Origin of the sequence: Thioalkalivibrio sp. ALE30 (assembly GCF_000377465.1) — a bacterium.
Classification (GTDB): Bacteria; Pseudomonadota; Gammaproteobacteria; order Ectothiorhodospirales; family Ectothiorhodospiraceae; genus Thioalkalivibrio.
The window spans coordinates 1-16,299 of sequence record NZ_KB898181.1; the positions used below are offsets into that span (position 1 = coordinate 1).

Annotated in this window: 13 protein-coding genes and 1 tRNA gene; all 14 read right to left on the reverse strand. The window is 64.4% G+C overall.

Going from position 1 to position 16,299, the window contains the following annotated elements:
* Window positions 1–485, reverse strand: a 485-nt coding sequence (locus D107_RS0113025) for a GTP-binding protein (protein WP_018881639.1), incomplete at its 3' end; no start/stop codon positions are given.
* A gap of 44 nt (window positions 486–529) precedes the next feature.
* A complete protein-coding gene (gene fusA / locus D107_RS0113030) occupies window positions 530–2,626 on the reverse strand; it encodes an elongation factor G (RefSeq protein ID WP_018881647.1) in 2,097 nt (698 codons plus the stop codon).
* A gap of 21 nt (window positions 2,627–2,647) precedes the next feature.
* Window positions 2,648–3,115, reverse strand: coding sequence for a 30S ribosomal protein S7 (rpsG, locus tag D107_RS0113035; RefSeq protein ID WP_018175517.1), 468 nt, complete (start codon window positions 3,113–3,115; stop codon window positions 2,648–2,650).
* A gap of 26 nt (window positions 3,116–3,141) precedes the next feature.
* Window positions 3,142–3,519, reverse strand: coding sequence for a 30S ribosomal protein S12 (rpsL, locus tag D107_RS0113040; RefSeq protein ID WP_017940461.1), 378 nt, complete (start codon window positions 3,517–3,519; stop codon window positions 3,142–3,144).
* A 108-nt stretch (window positions 3,520–3,627) separates the two neighbouring features.
* On the reverse strand, window positions 3,628–7,848 hold the full coding sequence (rpoC, locus tag D107_RS0113045; RefSeq protein ID WP_018867959.1) for a DNA-directed RNA polymerase subunit beta': 4,221 nt from the start codon (window positions 7,846–7,848) through the stop codon (window positions 3,628–3,630).
* 70 nt (window positions 7,849–7,918) lie between these two features.
* On the reverse strand, window positions 7,919–11,998 hold the full coding sequence (rpoB, locus tag D107_RS0113050; RefSeq protein WP_018881648.1) for a DNA-directed RNA polymerase subunit beta: 4,080 nt from the start codon (window positions 11,996–11,998) through the stop codon (window positions 7,919–7,921).
* Window positions 11,999–12,129: 131 nt separating this feature from the next.
* Complete coding sequence (rplL, locus tag D107_RS0113055; protein ID WP_018867957.1) at window positions 12,130–12,510, reverse strand: 50S ribosomal protein L7/L12; 381 nt, start codon at window positions 12,508–12,510, stop codon at window positions 12,130–12,132.
* 68 nt (window positions 12,511–12,578) lie between these two features.
* Complete coding sequence (gene rplJ, locus D107_RS0113060; RefSeq protein ID WP_018867956.1) at window positions 12,579–13,100, reverse strand: 50S ribosomal protein L10; 522 nt, start codon at window positions 13,098–13,100, stop codon at window positions 12,579–12,581.
* Between the two features lie 214 nt (window positions 13,101–13,314).
* A complete protein-coding gene (rplA, locus tag D107_RS0113065; protein ID WP_018867955.1) occupies window positions 13,315–14,010 on the reverse strand; it encodes a 50S ribosomal protein L1 in 696 nt (231 codons plus the stop codon).
* Between the two features lies 1 nt (window position 14,011).
* Window positions 14,012–14,443, reverse strand: coding sequence for a 50S ribosomal protein L11 (gene rplK, locus D107_RS0113070; RefSeq protein WP_018867954.1), 432 nt, complete (start codon window positions 14,441–14,443; stop codon window positions 14,012–14,014).
* Window positions 14,444–14,510: 67 nt separating this feature from the next.
* Window positions 14,511–15,044 carry a transcription termination/antitermination protein NusG gene (nusG, locus tag D107_RS0113075; protein WP_017940468.1) on the reverse strand — a complete coding sequence of 178 codons (534 nt, stop codon included), beginning with the start codon at window positions 15,042–15,044 and terminating at the stop codon, window positions 14,511–14,513.
* 18 nt (window positions 15,045–15,062) lie between these two features.
* On the reverse strand, window positions 15,063–15,428 hold the full coding sequence (secE, locus tag D107_RS0113080; protein WP_017940469.1) for a preprotein translocase subunit SecE: 366 nt from the start codon (window positions 15,426–15,428) through the stop codon (window positions 15,063–15,065).
* 37 nt (window positions 15,429–15,465) lie between these two features.
* A tRNA-Trp gene (locus D107_RS0113085) sits at window positions 15,466–15,541 on the reverse strand.
* Between the two features lie 86 nt (window positions 15,542–15,627).
* Window positions 15,628–16,299: EF-Tu/IF-2/RF-3 family GTPase (locus tag D107_RS0113090; protein ID WP_018881309.1), on the reverse strand; the 672-nt coding region annotated here is incomplete at its 5' end.

The window sequence follows — 16,299 nt, forward strand, 5'->3', positions numbered from 1 at the left end:
TCGTAGGAGGACAGCAGGTCGCGAACTTCCATCTCGACCAGCTCCAGCAGCTCCGGATCGTCGACCATGTCGGCCTTGTTCAGGAACACCACGATGTACGGCACACCGACCTGACGCGCCAGCAGGATGTGCTCGCGGGTCTGCGGCATCGGGCCATCGGCCGCCGACACCACCAGGATCGCGCCGTCCATCTGCGCCGCACCCGTGATCATGTTCTTCACATAGTCCGCGTGCCCGGGGCAGTCGACGTGCGCATAGTGGCGAATGTCGCTTTCGTATTCGACGTGCGCGGTCGCAATCGTGATCCCGCGCGCCTTCTCTTCCGGCGCATTGTCGATCTGGTCAAACGCACGGGCTTCGCTCCCGTACTTCTTGCCCAGCACCGCCGTCATCGCCGCCGTCAGCGTCGTTTTCCCATGGTCCACATGACCAATCGTCCCCACATTCACATGCGGCTTCTTACGCTCGAACTTTTCCTTGGACACAGCTCAAACCTCTTGCAGTTCTTTCAAATAACGCGAATTCGGTATCAGGACGCCTTGGCGGCAACCGCCTCGGCGATCTGGGCGGGGGCCTCGGCGTACTTCTCGAATTCCATCGAGTAGGTCGCGCGGCCCTGGCTCATCGAGCGCAGCTGGGTCGAGTAGCCGAACATCTCGGACAGCGGCACCTCGGCCTTCAGCAGCTTCTGGCCGGCCACGTCTTCCATGCCCTTCACCAGACCGCGGCGGCGATTGAGGTCGCCCATCACGTCGCCCATGTACTCCTCGGGCGTCTCCACCTCGACCTTCATCATCGGCTCGAGCAGCACGGCACCCGCCTTCAGGGCGCCTTCCTTGAAGGCCATCGAACCGGCCACCTTGAACGCCATCTCGTTGGAGTCGACGTCATGGTAGGAGCCGTCGAACAGGGTGACCTTGACGTCCTCGACCGGATACCCGGCGAGCACACCGTTGGCCATCTGCTCCTCGATGCCCTTGGAGACGGCCGGGATGTAGTCCTTCGGCACCACACCACCCACGATGGCGTTCTCGAACTTGTAGCCTTCGCCGGGCTCCAGCGGCTCGATGCGGATCCAGACGTGACCGTACTGGCCGCGACCACCGGACTGGCGCACGAACTTGCCTTCCTGTTCGACCGTCTTGCGGATGGTCTCGCGGTAGGCCACCTGGGGCTGACCCACGTTCGCCTCGACCTTGAATTCCCGCTTCATGCGGTCGACCAGCACCTCCAGGTGCAGCTCGCCCATGCCGGAGATGATGGTCTGCCCGGATTCCTCGTCGGTCCGCACGCGGAACGACGGATCTTCCTGCGCCAGCTTGTTCAGCGCGATACCCATCTTTTCCTGGTCGGTCTTGGTTTTCGGCTCGACCGCGATGGAGATCACCGGATCCGGGAACTCCATACGCTCCAGTTCGACCGGGTCGTTCGGGTCGCACAGCGTGGTCCCGGTGTACAGGTCCTTCAGACCGACCACGGCGCCGATGTCACCCGCGCGCAGCTCCTTGATCTCCTCGCGGGAGTTCGAGTGCATCTGCAGGATGCGGCCGATGCGCTCGCGGCGGTTGTTCTGCGTGTTCAGGACCGAGTCGCCGGCCGACAGCACGCCCGAATAGACGCGCACGAAGGTCAGCGAGCCCACGTAGGGGTCGGTCATGATCTTGAACGCCAGCGCGGCGAACGGCTCGTCATCGGAGGCGTGCTTCTCGACCGGCTCCTCGGTGCCCGCCTTGACGCCCTTGATCGCCTTGACCTCTTCCGGCGATGGCAGGTACTCGACGACCGCGTCGAGCATCGCCTGCACACCCTTGTTCTTGAACGCGGAGCCGCACAGCATCGGCACGATCTCGAGCTCGATGGTGCGATGGCGCAGCGCGGACTTGATCTCTTCCTCGCTGAGCGTGCCCTCGTTGAGGTACTTGTCCATCAGCTCTTCGTTGGCCTCGGCGGCCGCCTCGAGCATGTTCTCGCGCCACTTCTCGGCCTCGGCCTTGAGCTCCTCCGGGATATCCTTGTATTCGAAGGAGATGCCGAAGTTGTCCTCGTCCCAGTAGATGGCCTGCATCTTCACCAGGTCGATCACGCCCTTGAACTGGTCCTCCGCGCCGATCGGCAGCTGGATCGGGACCGGGTTCGCCTGCAGGCGTTCCTTCATCTGTTCATAGACGCGCAGGAAGTCGGCGCCGGCGCGGTCCATCTTGTTCACGAACGCCATACGCGGCACGGCGTACTTGGTCGCCTGGCGCCACACGGTCTCGGACTGCGGCTGCACGCCACCGACCGCGCAGTACACCATGACCGCGCCGTCGAGCACACGCATGGAGCGCTCGACTTCGATGGTGAAGTCCACGTGCCCGGGGGTATCGATGATATTCACCCGGTGCTCGTCGAACTGCTTGGCCATGCCGGACCAGAAGCTGGTGGTCGCCGCGGAGGTGATGGTGATCCCGCGCTCCTGCTCCTGCTCCATCCAGTCCATCACGGCTGCACCGTCATGCACCTCGCCGATCTTGTGCGACAGACCGGTGTAGAACAGGATGCGTTCGGTCGTCGTCGTCTTGCCGGCGTCGATGTGCGCGCTGATCCCGATGTTCCGGTAGCGCTTAAGTGGGGTCTTGCGTGCCACGGTGAGCCTCTCTAAACAGATTTACCAGCGGAAATGGGCGAACGCCTTGTTCGCTTCCGCCATGCGGTGAGTGTCTTCGCGCTTCTTCACGGCCGAGCCCTTGCTGTCGGCGGCGTCCATCAGTTCGCCAGCCAGCTTCAGGGCCATGGTCCGTTCGCCACGCTTGCGGGCGGCCTCGACCACCCAGCGCATCGCCAGCGCGTCCTGACGCACCGAGCGGACTTCCACCGGAACCTGATAGGTCGCGCCACCGACGCGGCGCGACTTGACCTCGACGCGCGGACGGATGTTGTCCAGGGCACGCTCCAGCGCGCCCATCCCGTCGCCCTGCTTGGACTCGATCTGGTCCAGGGCGCCGTACACGACCTGCTCGGCGACGGATTTCTTGCCGTCACGCATGACCGTGTTGATGAACTTGGCCAGGCGCTCGCTTCCGAACTTCGGGTCGGGGAGGATGTGACGCTTGGGGGCAGCTGCTCTTCTAGACATGTTTCAGTTCCCGGACTGGATCTCGGTTAGGATTTCTTGGGACGCTTGGTGCCGTACTTGGACCGGCCCTGGGCACGCTTCTGCACGCCCTGGGTATCCAGGCTGCCGCGCACCGTGTGGTAGCGCACACCCGGGAGGTCCTTCACGCGGCCGCCACGGATCAGGACCACCGAGTGCTCCTGCAGGTTGTGGCCTTCCCCGCCGATGTAGCTACTGACTTCGTAGCCATTGGTCAGCCGCACGCGCGCAACCTTGCGCAGCGCCGAGTTCGGCTTTTTCGGGGTGGTCGTGTAGACACGGGTGCAGACCCCGCGCTTCTGCGGGGAACCCTGCAGCGCCGGCACATCGCTCTTTTCGACGGGGCGCTTGCGGGGCTTGCGTACCAACTGGTTGATCGTGGCCATGAAACCCTTTCTCCTAGCCTAAAAATAACGACAGGCCGGCGCCGAGACCGGCCTGTCGAGGGAGCGGAATTCTAATCGCCGCCCCCGTGAGTGTCAAGATGGGACGGGTCACTCGGACCCGTCTTCCGCGGTACCCGGATCGGTGGTGGCGGGCTCGGACTCGGCGGTGGCCGCCTGGGTCTCCTCGACCGCCTCGAACTCGGGCATTTCCAGCGCGCGCTTGCGACGGCGCTCCTTGTGGTAGGCGAGGCCCGTCCCGGCGGGGATCAGGCGCCCGACAATCACGTTCTCCTTCAGACCGCGCAGGTCGTCGCGGGCGCCCCGGGTGGACGCCTCGGTCAGTACGCGGGTGGTCTCCTGGAAGGAGGCCGCGGAGATGAACGACTCGGTGACCAGCGAGGCCTTGGTGATCCCGAGCAGCACGCGCTCGTAGGTCGCCGGCTGCTGATCCGCACCCAGTTGTTCGTTCTCCTCGAGGACACGCACGCGATCGACCTGGTCCCCGGCGAGGAACTTGGTATCGCCGGCGTCCACGATGTTCACCTTGCGCATCATCTGGCGGACGATCACCTCGATGTGCTTGTCGTTGATCTTCACGCCCTGCAGGCGGTAGACGTCCTGGATCTCCTGCACCTGGTACTCGGCCAGGGTGGTGACACCGCGCAGGCGCAGGATGTCGTGCGGATCCAGCTCGCCATCGACTACGACCTCGCCACGCTCCACGCGCTCGCCCTCGAAGACGTTCACGGTCCGCAGCTTCGGGATCAGCATCTCGACCGGGTCGCCCTTGTCCGGGGTGATCACCAGGCGCTGCTTGCCCTTGGTCTCCTTGCCGAACGACACGGTACCCGAGATCTCCGCCAGCACCGCCGGCTCCTTCGGACGGCGTGCCTCGAACAGGTCGGCCACGCGGGGCAGACCCCCGGTGATGTCACGGGTCTTGGAGGACTCCTGCGGCAGGCGCGCGATGACGTCACCGACCTCGACCCGGGCGTTGTCCTCCAGGTTGAAGATCGCGTTGGCCGGCAGCATGTACTGCGCGGGCATGTCGGTGCCCGGGATGTACACCTCGTTGCCGTCGTCGTCCAGCAGCTTGACCGTCGGGCGCAGGTCCTTTCCGGCCGACGAGCGGCTCTTCGGATCCAGCACCACGTTGGACGACAGCCCGGTGAACTCGTCGGTCTCCTTGGTGACGGTGACGTTCTCGACGAAATCCGCCAGACGGATGTTACCGGCCACCTCAGTGACAATCGGATGGGTATGCGGATCCCAGGTCGCGACCTCCTGGCCGGCCTCGACGGTGTCGCCATCATGGACCGTGATGGTCGCGCCGTACGGGATCTTGTAACGCTCGCGCTCACGGCCCTGATCGTCGATCACGCCCAGCTCGCCGGAACGCGATACCGCGACCAGGTTACCGGCCTTGTTGGTGACCGTCTTCAGGTTGTGCAGACGCGCGGCCCCGGAGTTCTTCACCTGGATCGCGCTGACCGTCACCGCGCGGCTCGCGGCCCCGCCGATGTGGAAGGTACGCATGGTCAGCTGGGTACCCGGCTCGCCGATCGACTGCGCGGCGATGACGCCCACGGCCTCCCCGGCGTTGACCTCGTGGCCACGGGCCAGATCACGCCCGTAGCACTTGGCGCAGATGCCCTGGCGGGTCTCGCAGGTGATCGCCGAACGCACCAGCACCTCGTCCACCGACGCGCCGTCCAGGGTGTCCACCATGGCCTCGTCCAGCAGGGTGCCCGCGGGCACCAGCACCTCGTCAGTGCCCGGGCGGAGTACGTCCACCGCGGTGGTACGCCCCAGCACGCGATCGCGCAGCGGCTCCACGACGTCGCCACCCTCGATGATCGGCTTCATCAACAGGCCCTGCTCGGTGCCGCAGTCCGGCTCGGTCACCACAACGTCCTGGGAGACATCCACCAGGCGACGGGTCAGGTAACCCGAGTTCGCGGTCTTCAGCGCGGTATCGGCCAGGCCCTTGCGCGCCCCGTGGGTCGAGATGAAGTACTGCAGGACGTTCAGACCCTCGCGGAAGTTCGCGGTGATCGGCGTCTCGATGATGGAGCCGTCCGGCTTGGCCATCAGGCCGCGCATGCCGGCCAGCTGCCGGATCTGCGCGGCGGAACCACGCGCGCCGGAATCGGCCATCATGAAGATCGAGTTGAACGAGTTCTGCTCGACCGTTTCGCCGTCCTTGTTGGTGACCTGCTCCTTGCCGAGGCGCTCCATCATGGCCTTGGCGACCTGGTCATTGCAGTGCGACCAGATGTCCACGACCTTGTTGTAGCGCTCGCCCTTGGTGACGAGACCCGAGGCGTACTGATCCTCGATCTCCTTCACCTGGTCCTCGGCGCCCTGCAGGATCGGGTGCTTCTCGTCCGGGATCACCATGTCGTCGGCGCAGAAGGACACGCCGGCACGGGTGGAGTAGTAGAAGCCCGCGTACATCAGCTGGTCCGCGAACACGACCGTGTCCTTCAGGCCCAGGCGGCGGTAGCAGGAGTTGATCAGCCCGGAGATCGCCTTCTTGTTCAGCTCGCGATCAATCAGCTCGAACGGCAGACCCTTGGGCATGATGCGCGACAGGATCGCGCGACCGACCGTGGTCTCCACGCGCATGGACGGGAGCGCTTCGCCCTCGGCGACGTCGGCCATGGTGTCCGCGATGCGCACGGTGATGCGCGCATGCAGGTCCACCTGCTTGTGCTCGTAGGCGCGGTGCACCTCGTCCACGTCGGAGAAGGTCATCCCTTCGCCCTTGGCGTTGACCTTCTCGCGCGACAGGTAGTACAGACCCAGCACGATATCCTGCGACGGCACGATGATCGGCTCGCCGTTGGCCGGCGACAGCACGTTGTTGGAGGACAGCATCAGCGTGCGCGCCTCCAGCTGGGCCTCCAGCGACAGCGGCACGTGCACGGCCATCTGGTCACCGTCGAAGTCGGCGTTGAACGCGGCACAGACCAGCGGATGCAGCTGGATCGCCTTGCCCTCGATCAGCACCGGTTCGAAGGCCTGGATGCCCAGGCGGTGCAGGGTCGGGGCACGGTTCAGCATCACCGGGTGCTCGCGGATCACCTCTTCGAGGATGTCCCAGACCTCGGGGCCTTCCTTCTCCACGGCCTTCTTGGCGGCCTTGATGGTCGTGGCCAGGCCACGGCGCTGCAGCTTGCCGAAGATGAACGGCTTGAACAGTTCCAGCGCCATGCGCTTGGGCAGGCCGCACTGGTGCAGGCGCAGAGTCGGACCGACCACGATCACGGAACGACCGGAGTAGTCGACGCGCTTGCCCAGCAGGTTCTGGCGGAAGCGGCCCTGCTTGCCCTTGATCATGTCGGCCAGGGATTTCAGCGGGCGCTTGTTGGTGCCGGTGATCGCACGACCGCGACGCCCGTTGTCCAGCAGCGCATCCACGGACTCCTGCAGCATGCGCTTTTCGTTGCGCACGATGATGTCCGGGGCGTTCAGCTCCAGCAGGCGGCGCAGCCGGTTGTTACGGTTGATCACCCGGCGATACAGGTCGTTCAGGTCGGAGGTCGCGAAGCGGCCACCGTCCAGCGGCACCAGCGGACGCAGGTCCGGCGGCAGCACCGGCAGGACCTTCATGATCATCCACTCCGGCTTGTTGCCGGACTCGAGGAAGGACTCGACCAGCTTGAGCCGCTTGCCCAGACGCTTGATCTTGGTCTCGGAGCCGGTCTCGGCCAGCTCCTGGCGCAGCTTGGCAGCCTCGGCCGGCAGATCCATCTCCTTCAGCAGGCTCAGCACGGCCTCGGCGCCCATCAGCGCGGTGAAGTCGTCGCCGTGCTCTTCCATGGCTTCGAGGTATTCCTCGTCGGTCAGGAGCTGGCGCTTCTCGAGCGTGGTGAAGCCCGGATCGGTCACGATGAAGGACTCGAAGTAGAGCACCTTCTCGATGTCCTTCAGGGTCATGTCCAGCAGCAGGCCGATGCGGGACGGCAGGCTCTTCAGGTACCAGATATGGGCGACCGGCGAGGCCAGGTCGATATGCCCCATGCGCTCGCGGCGCACCTTGGTCTGGGTGACCTCGACGCCGCACTTCTCGCAGACCACGCCGCGATGCTTCAGGCGCTTGTACTTGCCGCACAGGCACTCGTAGTCCTTCACCGGCCCGAAGATCTTCGCGCAGAACAGGCCGTCACGCTCCGGCTTGAAGGTCCGGTAGTTGATGGTCTCCGGCTTCTTCACCTCGCCAAAGGACCAGGAACGGATCTGGTCCGAGGACGCCAGTCCGATGCGGATCGCATCGAACTCTTCCGGCTGGGTCTGCTGCTTGAACAGATTCAGGAGGTCTTTCATTCGCTTGCCTCACAAACTTGGTTTCGAGGGGCGCGCACGCCCCGTCGGATCACAATCGGATCGGAGAAGATCAGTCCTGCTCGAGCTCGATATTGATGCCGAGCGCCTTGATCTCCTTCATGAGCACGTTGAACGACTCGGGGACGTTGGCCTCCATGTGGTGCTCACCGTCAACGATGTTCTTGTACATCTTGTTACGGCCCTGCACGTCGTCCGCCTTCACCGTCAGCATCTCCTGCAGGGTGTAGGCGGCGCCGTAGGCCTCCAGTGCCCAGACCTCCATTTCGCCGAAGCGCTGACCGCCGAACTGCGCCTTGCCGCCCAGCGGCTGCTGGGTGACCAGCGAGTACGGGCCGGTGGAACGCGCATGCATCTTGTCGTCCACCAGGTGGTTCAGCTTCAGCATGTGCATGTAGCCCACGGTAACCGGGCGATCGAATTCGTCGCCGGTGCGGCCATCGTAGAGCTGGGCCTGCCCGGTCTCGGGCAGGTCCGCCAGCCGCAGCATCTCCTTGATCTCGGCCTCTTCGGCACCGTCGAATACCGGCGTCGCCATCGGCACGCCACCGCGCAGGTTCTTGCACAGGGTGATGATCTCGGCATCCGACATGGAGTCGAGGTCCACCTTGCGCTCGCGGTGGTTGTAGATCTTGTCGAGGAACTCGCGCAGCTTCGCGATCTCGGCCTGCGCCTCGAGCATGCGGTTGATCTTGTCGCCCAGGCCCTTGGCGGCCCACCCGAGGTGAACCTCCAGCACCTGCCCGACGTTCATGCGCGAGGGCACGCCCAGCGGGTTCAGCACCACGTCGACCGGGGTCCCGTCCTCGAGGAACGGCATGTCCTCTTCCGGCACGATCATCGAGATCACGCCCTTGTTGCCGTGGCGACCGGCCATCTTGTCGCCCGGCTGCAGGCGACGCTTCACGGCCACGTACACCTTGACCATCTTCTGCACGCCCGGCGGCAGGTCGTCGCCCGCGGCCAGCTTGGCCTTCTGGTGCTCGAACTTCTTCTCGAACGCCTCGTGCTGGTCCTGGATCTGACGACCAAGGTCCTCCAGCTGGGAGTTGACCGCGTCGTCCTTCAGCCGCACCTCGAACCACTTGTCGCGGGACAGGCCCTGCAGGTACTTCTTGGTGACCTTGGAGCCGTCACCCAGGCCGTCCGGCCCGCCGGCGGCGGTCTTGTTGACCAGCAGCTTCTCCACGCGGGCGTAGATATCGTCCTCGTAGATGCGCAGCTGGTCCTTCAGGTCCTTCTGCACGGCGGCGAGATCGTCGGCCTCGATCGACTTGGCGCGGGCGTCCTTCTCCACACCGTCGCGGGTGAACACGCGCACGTCGATCACCGTACCCTCGATGCCGGACGGCACACGCAGGGAGGTGTCCTTCACGTCGGAGGCCTTCTCGCCGAAGATCGCCCTCAGGAGCTTCTCTTCCGGCGTCAGCTGGGTCTCGCCCTTCGGCGTGACCTTGCCCACCAGGATGTCACCCGGATTCACCTCGGCGCCGACATACACGACGCCGGACTCGTCCAGCTTGTTCAGCAGGGACTCGGAGACGTTCGGGATATCCGCGGTGATCTCTTCCTGGCCCAGCTTGGTGTCGCGGGCGACACAGTTGAGCTCCTCGATATGGATGGTGGTGTAGCGGTCCTCCTGCACCACGCGCTCCGAGATCAGGATCGAGTCCTCGAAGTTGTAGCCGTTCCACGGCATGAACGCGACCATCATGTTCTGGCCCAGCGCCAGCTCGCCCATGTCGGTGGAGGAGCCGTCCGCGATCGCGTCGCCCCGGGCGATCTCGTCGCCCACCGCGACCAGCGGCCGCTGGTTGATGGAGGTGTTCTGGTTGGAACGCGAGTACTTGGTCAGGTTGTAGATGTCCACGCCCGGCTCGCCGGCCACGGTCTCGTCGTCGTTGACCCGGACCACCACGCGACCGGCATCGACCGAGTCCACAGTCCCGCCGCGCTTGGCGACGATCGCGGAGCCGGAGTCGATGGCGACGGCGCGCTCGATGCCGGTGCCCACCAGCGGCTTGTCGGCACGCAGGCACGGCACGGCCTGACGCTGCATGTTCGCACCCATCAGGGCGCGGTTCGCGTCATCGTGCTCCAGGAACGGCAGCAGCGCGGCCGCCACCGACACGATCTGCTTCGGCGAGATATCCATGTACTGGATCTTGTCCGGGGTCGAGATCGTGAACTCTTCCTGGTGACGGCAGGAGACGAGGTCGTCGCTCAGACGGCCTTCGTCGTCCATGGCCGCGTTCGCCTGGGCGATCACGTACTGGCTCTCCTCGATCGCGGAGAGGTAGACGATCTCCTCGGTGACCTTGCCGTCCTCGACCTTGCGGTACGGCGTCTCCAGGAAGCCGTAGCGGTTGGTGCGGGCGTACACCGCCAGAGAATTGATCAGGCCGATGTTCGGACCTTCCGGGGTCTCGATCGGGCAGACGCGACCGTAGTGCGTCGGATGCACGTCGCGCACCTCGAAGCCGGCACGTTCGCGGGTCAGGCCGCCCGGGCCCAGCGCGGAGATGCGGCGCTTGTGGGTGACCTCGGACAGCGGGTTGTTCTGGTCCATGAACTGCGACAGCTGGCTGGACCCGAAGAACTCCTTGACCGCGGCCGCCACCGGCTTGGCGTTGATCAGCTCCTGCGGCATCAGGCCCTCGCTCTCGGCGACGGTCAGACGTTCCTTGACCGCGCGCTCGACCCGCACCAGGCCCAGACGGAACTGGTTCTCGGCCATCTCGCCCACGCTGCGGATGCGGCGGTTGCCCAGGTGGTCGATGTCGTCGGTGCGACCGTTGCCGTTGCGCAGGTCGATCAGGACCTTCAGCACATCCAGGATGTCCTCCGGCGACAGCACGCCCTCGCCCTCGTCGGTCTCGCGACCCACGCGACGGTTGAACTTCATGCGGCCCACGGCGGAGAGGTCGTAGCGATCCTCGGAGAAGAACAGGTTGGAGAACAGGTTCTCCGCGGCGTCCTTGGTCGGCGGCTCGCCCGGGCGCATCACGCGGTAGATCTCGACCTGCGCCTCCAGCTGCGTCTTGGTCGGGTCCAGACGCAGGGTGTCCGACATGTACGGACCATGGTCGTAGTCGTTGGTGTAGATCGTCTGCAGGGTCTTCACACCCTCGGCGCGCAGCTTGTCCAGCAGTTCCTGGGTCAGGGCGTCGTTGGCGCCGGCGATCAGTTCGCCGGTGGACTCGTCCACCACGCCCTTGGCCAGCACACGACCCAGCAGGTATTCGTCCGGCACCCGCAGGGTGCTGATGCCGGCCTTCTCGATCTCCCGGATGTGACGGGGGGTGATGCGGCGACCCGCCTCGACGATGACCTTGTCACCGTCGGTGATATCCACCACGGCGGTCTCGCCGCGCATGCGCTCGGGGATCAGGTCCAGCTCGCCACCATCCTCGTCGAGGGTGAGCTGGTTGAATTCGAAAAAGGTGGCCAGGATCTCTTCGGTATCCATGCCCAGTGCGCGCAGCAGGATCGACGCCGGCAGCTTGCGGCGACGGTCGATGCGCACGTATACCCCGTCCTTGGCGTCGAACTCGAAGTCCAGCCAGGAACCGCGGTACGGAATGATGCGGGCGTTATAGAGCAGCTTCTGCGCGCTGCCCTGCGTCTTGCCCTTGTCGCTGTCGAAGAACACACCGGGGGAGCGGTGCAGCTGCGACACGATCACGCGTTCGGTGCCATTGATGACGAAGGTGCCGTTCTCGGTCATGAGTGGCATCTCGCCCATGTAGACCTCCTGCTCCTTGACCTCCTTGACCACGGTGGAGCCCGCCGGGGCTTCCTTGTCGTGGATCACGAGGCGCAGCAGCACGCGCAGCGGGGCCGCATAGGTCACACCACGGATCTGGCATTCCTTCACGTCGAACATCGGCTCGCCCAGGCGGTAGCTCACGTACTCGAGCTGGACATGACCGGAATAGCTGACGATGGGGAATACCGACTGAAACGCCGCGTGCAGGCCCAGGGAGTCACGCCCGTCCGGCGCTTGGTCCGCCTGCAGGAAATCCCGATAGGACGTCAACTGGGTCTCGAGCAGGTACGGGACGTCGAGGATCTGGGGACGCTTCCCGAAGTCCTTGCGGATACGTTTCTTTTCGGTATAACTGAGGGCCATGGCTTACCTCGGAGGCTAGCTGAACAACGCGGAACAAAACCCGCGCCACCACGGGCTGAGGCTGACGACCAAACGGCCGCCAGCCTCAGGGCTTCGTGATGTACACGAAAACAACAGGCGCAAGCGCCTTCTTACTTCAGTTCGACGGTGGCGCCCGCTTCTTCCAGTTCCGTCTTCATCTTCTCGGCCTCTTCCTTCGGCGCGCCTTCCTTCACGGTCGCCGGAACGCCTTCGACCATTTCCTTGGCTTCCTTCAGACCCAGACCGGTCAGGCCGCGCACGACCTTGATCACGCCGACCTTGTTGTCGCCGAAGCTGGACATCACGACGTCGAACTCGTCCTTGGCTTCGGCGGCGGCGGCTTCACCGCCACCGGCAGCGGCCGGGGCAGCCGCGACGGCGGCAGCGGCGGACACGCCGAACTTCTCTTCCATCTCGCTGATCAGGTCCACGATCTCGAGGACCGTCATGTTGCCGATGGCTTCCAGGATATCTTCTTTCGAAACGGCCATTTCTAACTCTCCTAACGGGTCGTACCCGAATTCATTCAGTACTTGCTGCAGAAAAAGGCGGTAAGGGTTCAGGCTGCCTGTTTCTGGTCACGGATTGCTGCAACGGTACGCACCAGCTTGCCGGGGACTTCGTTCACCGTACGGGCGAACTTGTCGAGCGGCGCCTTCATGGTGGCGAGAAGCTGCGCAAGGGCCTCTTCACGCGTCGGCAGGCTCGCGAGGCGATCGAGATCATTCGCCCCCATGAGCTGCCCACCAAAGGACACCAGCCGGACCTTCAGCTGATCGTTTTCCTTGGCGAAGTCCTTCACCAGGCGCGCGGCGGAGCTGGGCTCCTCTTCACTGAAGGCCAGGATCAGCGGGCCATGCAGCTCGGGCTGCATGCACTCGAAATCCGTCCCCTCAATGGCACGCTTGGCGAGGTTGTTCTTCACCACTCGCAGATAGACACCGGAGGACCGTGCCTGCCGACGCAGGTCGGTCATCTGCGCTACCGAGAGACCCCGATATTCCGCGGCGACCGCGGAATGTGCCGAGGCAGCAACCGTAGCCAGTTCCGAGACAATCACCTTCTTGTCATCGAGATTCAAAGCCACGTTGACTCTCCTCTAGTAAGACCACCCGAAGGCGGTCGTGAAACCGGGCGAACCCGGTACTGCGGTGCTCCCGTCGCAGGTACTTCCTGAATCGGGTGACACCATCTGCGCAGGCTGGGGTATTAAGCCGGGCCCGAAGGCCCCGCGCCTGCGGTCTTGGATGGCGTGCCGCTTGCGCGACAGCCGACCAAAAACCGAATGTTGTTGCTCAGAGGCTCAGCGAGCCCTGATCGACCTTGACGCCCGGACCCATGGTGGTCGAGACCACCACGCCCTTGACGTACTGACCCTTGGAGGTCGCCGGCTTCATCTTGACCAGATCGGCCAGCAGGGCGTTCAGGTTCTCGGCAAGCGCGCTGGATTCGAAATCCGCCGCGCCGATCGTGCAGTGCACGATGCCGCCCTTGTCGGTGCGATAGCGCACCTGACCGCCCTTGGCGTTGGTCACCGCGGTGGCCACATCGGGGGTCACGGTGCCGACCTTCGGGTTCGGCATCAGGCCGCGCGGCCCGAGGATCTGGCCCAACTGACCCACCACGCGCATCGCGTCCGGGGAGGCGATCACCACGTCGAAGTCCATCTGACCGGCCTTCACCTGTTCGGCGAGGTCGTCCATGCCGACCACGTCGGCGCCAGCTTCCTTCGCCGCATCGGCGTTGGCACCCTGGGTGAACACGGCCACGCGAACGGTCTTGCCGTTGCCGTGCGGCAGCACGGTGGAACCACGCACCACCTGATCGGACTTGCGCGGATCAACGCCCAGGTTCACGGCGACATCGACCGACTCGCGGAACTTGGCCTTGGGCAGGTCCCGCAGGAGATCAAAGGCCTCGGTCACCGGATACAGACGAGTCGGTTCGACCTTCTCGCGGATGGCCTGCATACGCTTGGAAAGCTTTGCCATGTCAGAGACCCTCCACTTCGAGGCCCATACTGCGGGCACTACCGGCAATGGTACGGACCGCGGCATCCAGATCCGCCGCCGTCAGGTCGGGTTCCTTGGTCTTCGCGATCTCTTCCAGCTGGGCACGGGTGACCGTACCCACCTTGTTGGTATTCGGCTGACCGGACCCGGACTGGATGCCCGCGGCCTTCTTCAGCAGGATCGCCGCCGGCGGCGTCTTGGTGATGAACGTGAAGCTGCGATCGGCGTACACGGTGATAACCACCGGGATCGGCAGACCGGGCTCCATTTCCTGGGTCTGCGCGTTGAACGCCTTGCAGAACTCCATGATGTTCACACCGCGCTGACCCAGCGCGGGGCCCACGGGCGGGCTCGGGTTGGCCTTGCCGGCCGGGACCTGAAGCTTGATATACGCTTCGATTTTCTTTGCCATGAGAACTCCCTCGGGTGCGAACGCCTCGCGGCTCCCCGATCAGCAGGTAACGACGCTTGCGCGTCGGTCAGGTTTTCTCGACTTGGTGGAACTCCAGTTCCACGGGCGTCGAGCGGCCGAAAATCTGGACGGCCACCAGCAGGCGGCTCTTGTCGTAGTTGACCTCTTCGACCACGCCGTTGAAGTCGTTGAACGGCCCATCGATCACGCGAACCATCTCGCCCACCTCGAACAGGACCTTCGGGCGCGGCTTCTCGGCGCCTTCCTGCATGCGCTGCAGGATGGCGTCCGCTTCCTTGTCGCTAATCGGGGCCGGGCGATCGGCCGTCCCGCCGATAAAGCCGAGCACGCGCGGCACGGCCTTCACCAGGTGCCAGGCCTCGTCGTTCAGGTCCATCTGCACCAGCACGTAGCCGGGGAAGAACTTGCGTTCGCTCTTGCGCTTCTGGCCGTCCTTCATCTCGACGACCTCCTCGGTGGGGACGAGGATCTCGCCAAAGTGATCCTGCATGCCGAAGCGCTCGATGCGCTCCTCCAGGGACCGCTTCACCTGCGCCTCGAAACCCGAGAATGCCTGTACGACGTACCAGCGTAGTGCCATGGTCGAGAATCCTGATGCTTATCCGATGAACCGACTGATGCCCCAGCCCAGGAACATGTCCAGGAGCCAGAGGAAGATCCCCACCAGGATCACGACAGCAATGACGATCAGCGTGGTCTGGGTCGTCTCGACGCGGGTGGGCCACACCATCTTGCGCACCTCGGTGCGCGCGTTGCCCATGAAGCCGGCGAGCTGGCTGCCCTTGGCGGTCGTCATCCCGATGCCGATGGCGACCCCCACAACGGCGAGCAGCCCGAGGACGCGAATCAGAGTGGATTCGTCCTGGAACCAATAGAAGCCCATGACGCCGGCAATCAGCAGCGCCACGGCCACCGCGAGCTTGACGGTATCAAGCACGCCGGTCTGTTCCGATTGTTCACTCATGAATACGTATCACCCGGTGCTGCCGCCATCCGGAAGATGGCAGGCCAGGAGGGACTCGAACCCCCAACCTGCGGTTTTGGAGACCGCTGCTCTGCCAATTGAGCTACTGGCCTATAAATCGAATCGACAAGAAACAAACGCGAGAGACGACGCACCCGGCGCCGCCTCTCGCGGTCGATCTGTCAACTTGTCTACTGTATCACTCGATGATCTTGGAGACGACGCCGGCGCCGACGGTGCGGCCACCTTCGCGGATCGCAAAGCGCAGCCCGTCTTCCATCGCGATCGGGTTGATCAGGGACACCGTCATCTTGACGTTGTCGCCCGGCATCACCATCTCGGTGCCCTCCGGCAGCTCCACCGAACCCGTCACGTCGGTCGTGCGGAAGTAGAACTGCGGACGATACCCGTTGAAGAACGGCGTATGACGACCGCCCTCGTCCTTGCCCAGGATGTACACCTCGGCCTCGAAATGCGTGTGCGGGGTGATCGAACCCGGCTTGCACAGCACCTGACCACGCTGCACGTCGTCACGCTTGGTGCCACGCAGCAGGATACCGACGTTGTCGCCCGCCTCGCCCTGGTCCAGCAGCTTGCGGAACATCTCGACACCGGTGACGGTGGTCTTCTGGGTGTCGCGAATACCGACGATCTCGATTTCTTCGCCGACCTTCACCACGCCGCGCTCGACGCGACCGGTCACCACGGTGCCACGACCGGAGATCGAGAAGACATCTTCCACCGGCATCAGGAACGCGCCGTCCACGGCACGCTCGGGCTCCGGAATCCAGCTGTCCATCGCCTCCACCAGCTTGTAGATCGCCGGGGCGCCCACTTCGCTCTCGTCACCTTCCAGCGCCTTCAGCGCGGA

Bases quoted from the DNA above. Each gene is read 5' to 3' on its own strand.
- secE (WP_017940469.1), bottom strand. From the start codon at position 15,428: ATGAGTGAACAATCGGAACAGACCGGCGTGCTTGATACCGTCAAGCTC.
- rpsL (WP_017940461.1), bottom strand. From the start codon at position 3,519: ATGGCCACGATCAACCAGTTGGTACGCAAGCCCCGCAAGCGCCCCGTC.
- rpoB (WP_018881648.1), bottom strand. From the start codon at position 11,998: ATGGCCCTCAGTTATACCGAAAAGAAACGTATCCGCAAGGACTTCGGG.
- nusG (WP_017940468.1), bottom strand. From the start codon at position 15,044: ATGGCACTACGCTGGTACGTCGTACAGGCATTCTCGGGTTTCGAGGCG.
- rpoC (WP_018867959.1), bottom strand. From the start codon at position 7,848: ATGAAAGACCTCCTGAATCTGTTCAAGCAGCAGACCCAGCCGGAAGAG.
- rpsG (WP_018175517.1), bottom strand. From the start codon at position 3,115: ATGTCTAGAAGAGCAGCTGCCCCCAAGCGTCACATCCTCCCCGACCCG.
- rplL (WP_018867957.1), bottom strand. From the start codon at position 12,510: ATGGCCGTTTCGAAAGAAGATATCCTGGAAGCCATCGGCAACATGACG.
- rplK (WP_018867954.1), bottom strand. From the start codon at position 14,443: ATGGCAAAGAAAATCGAAGCGTATATCAAGCTTCAGGTCCCGGCCGGC.
- rplA (WP_018867955.1), bottom strand. From the start codon at position 14,010: ATGGCAAAGCTTTCCAAGCGTATGCAGGCCATCCGCGAGAAGGTCGAA.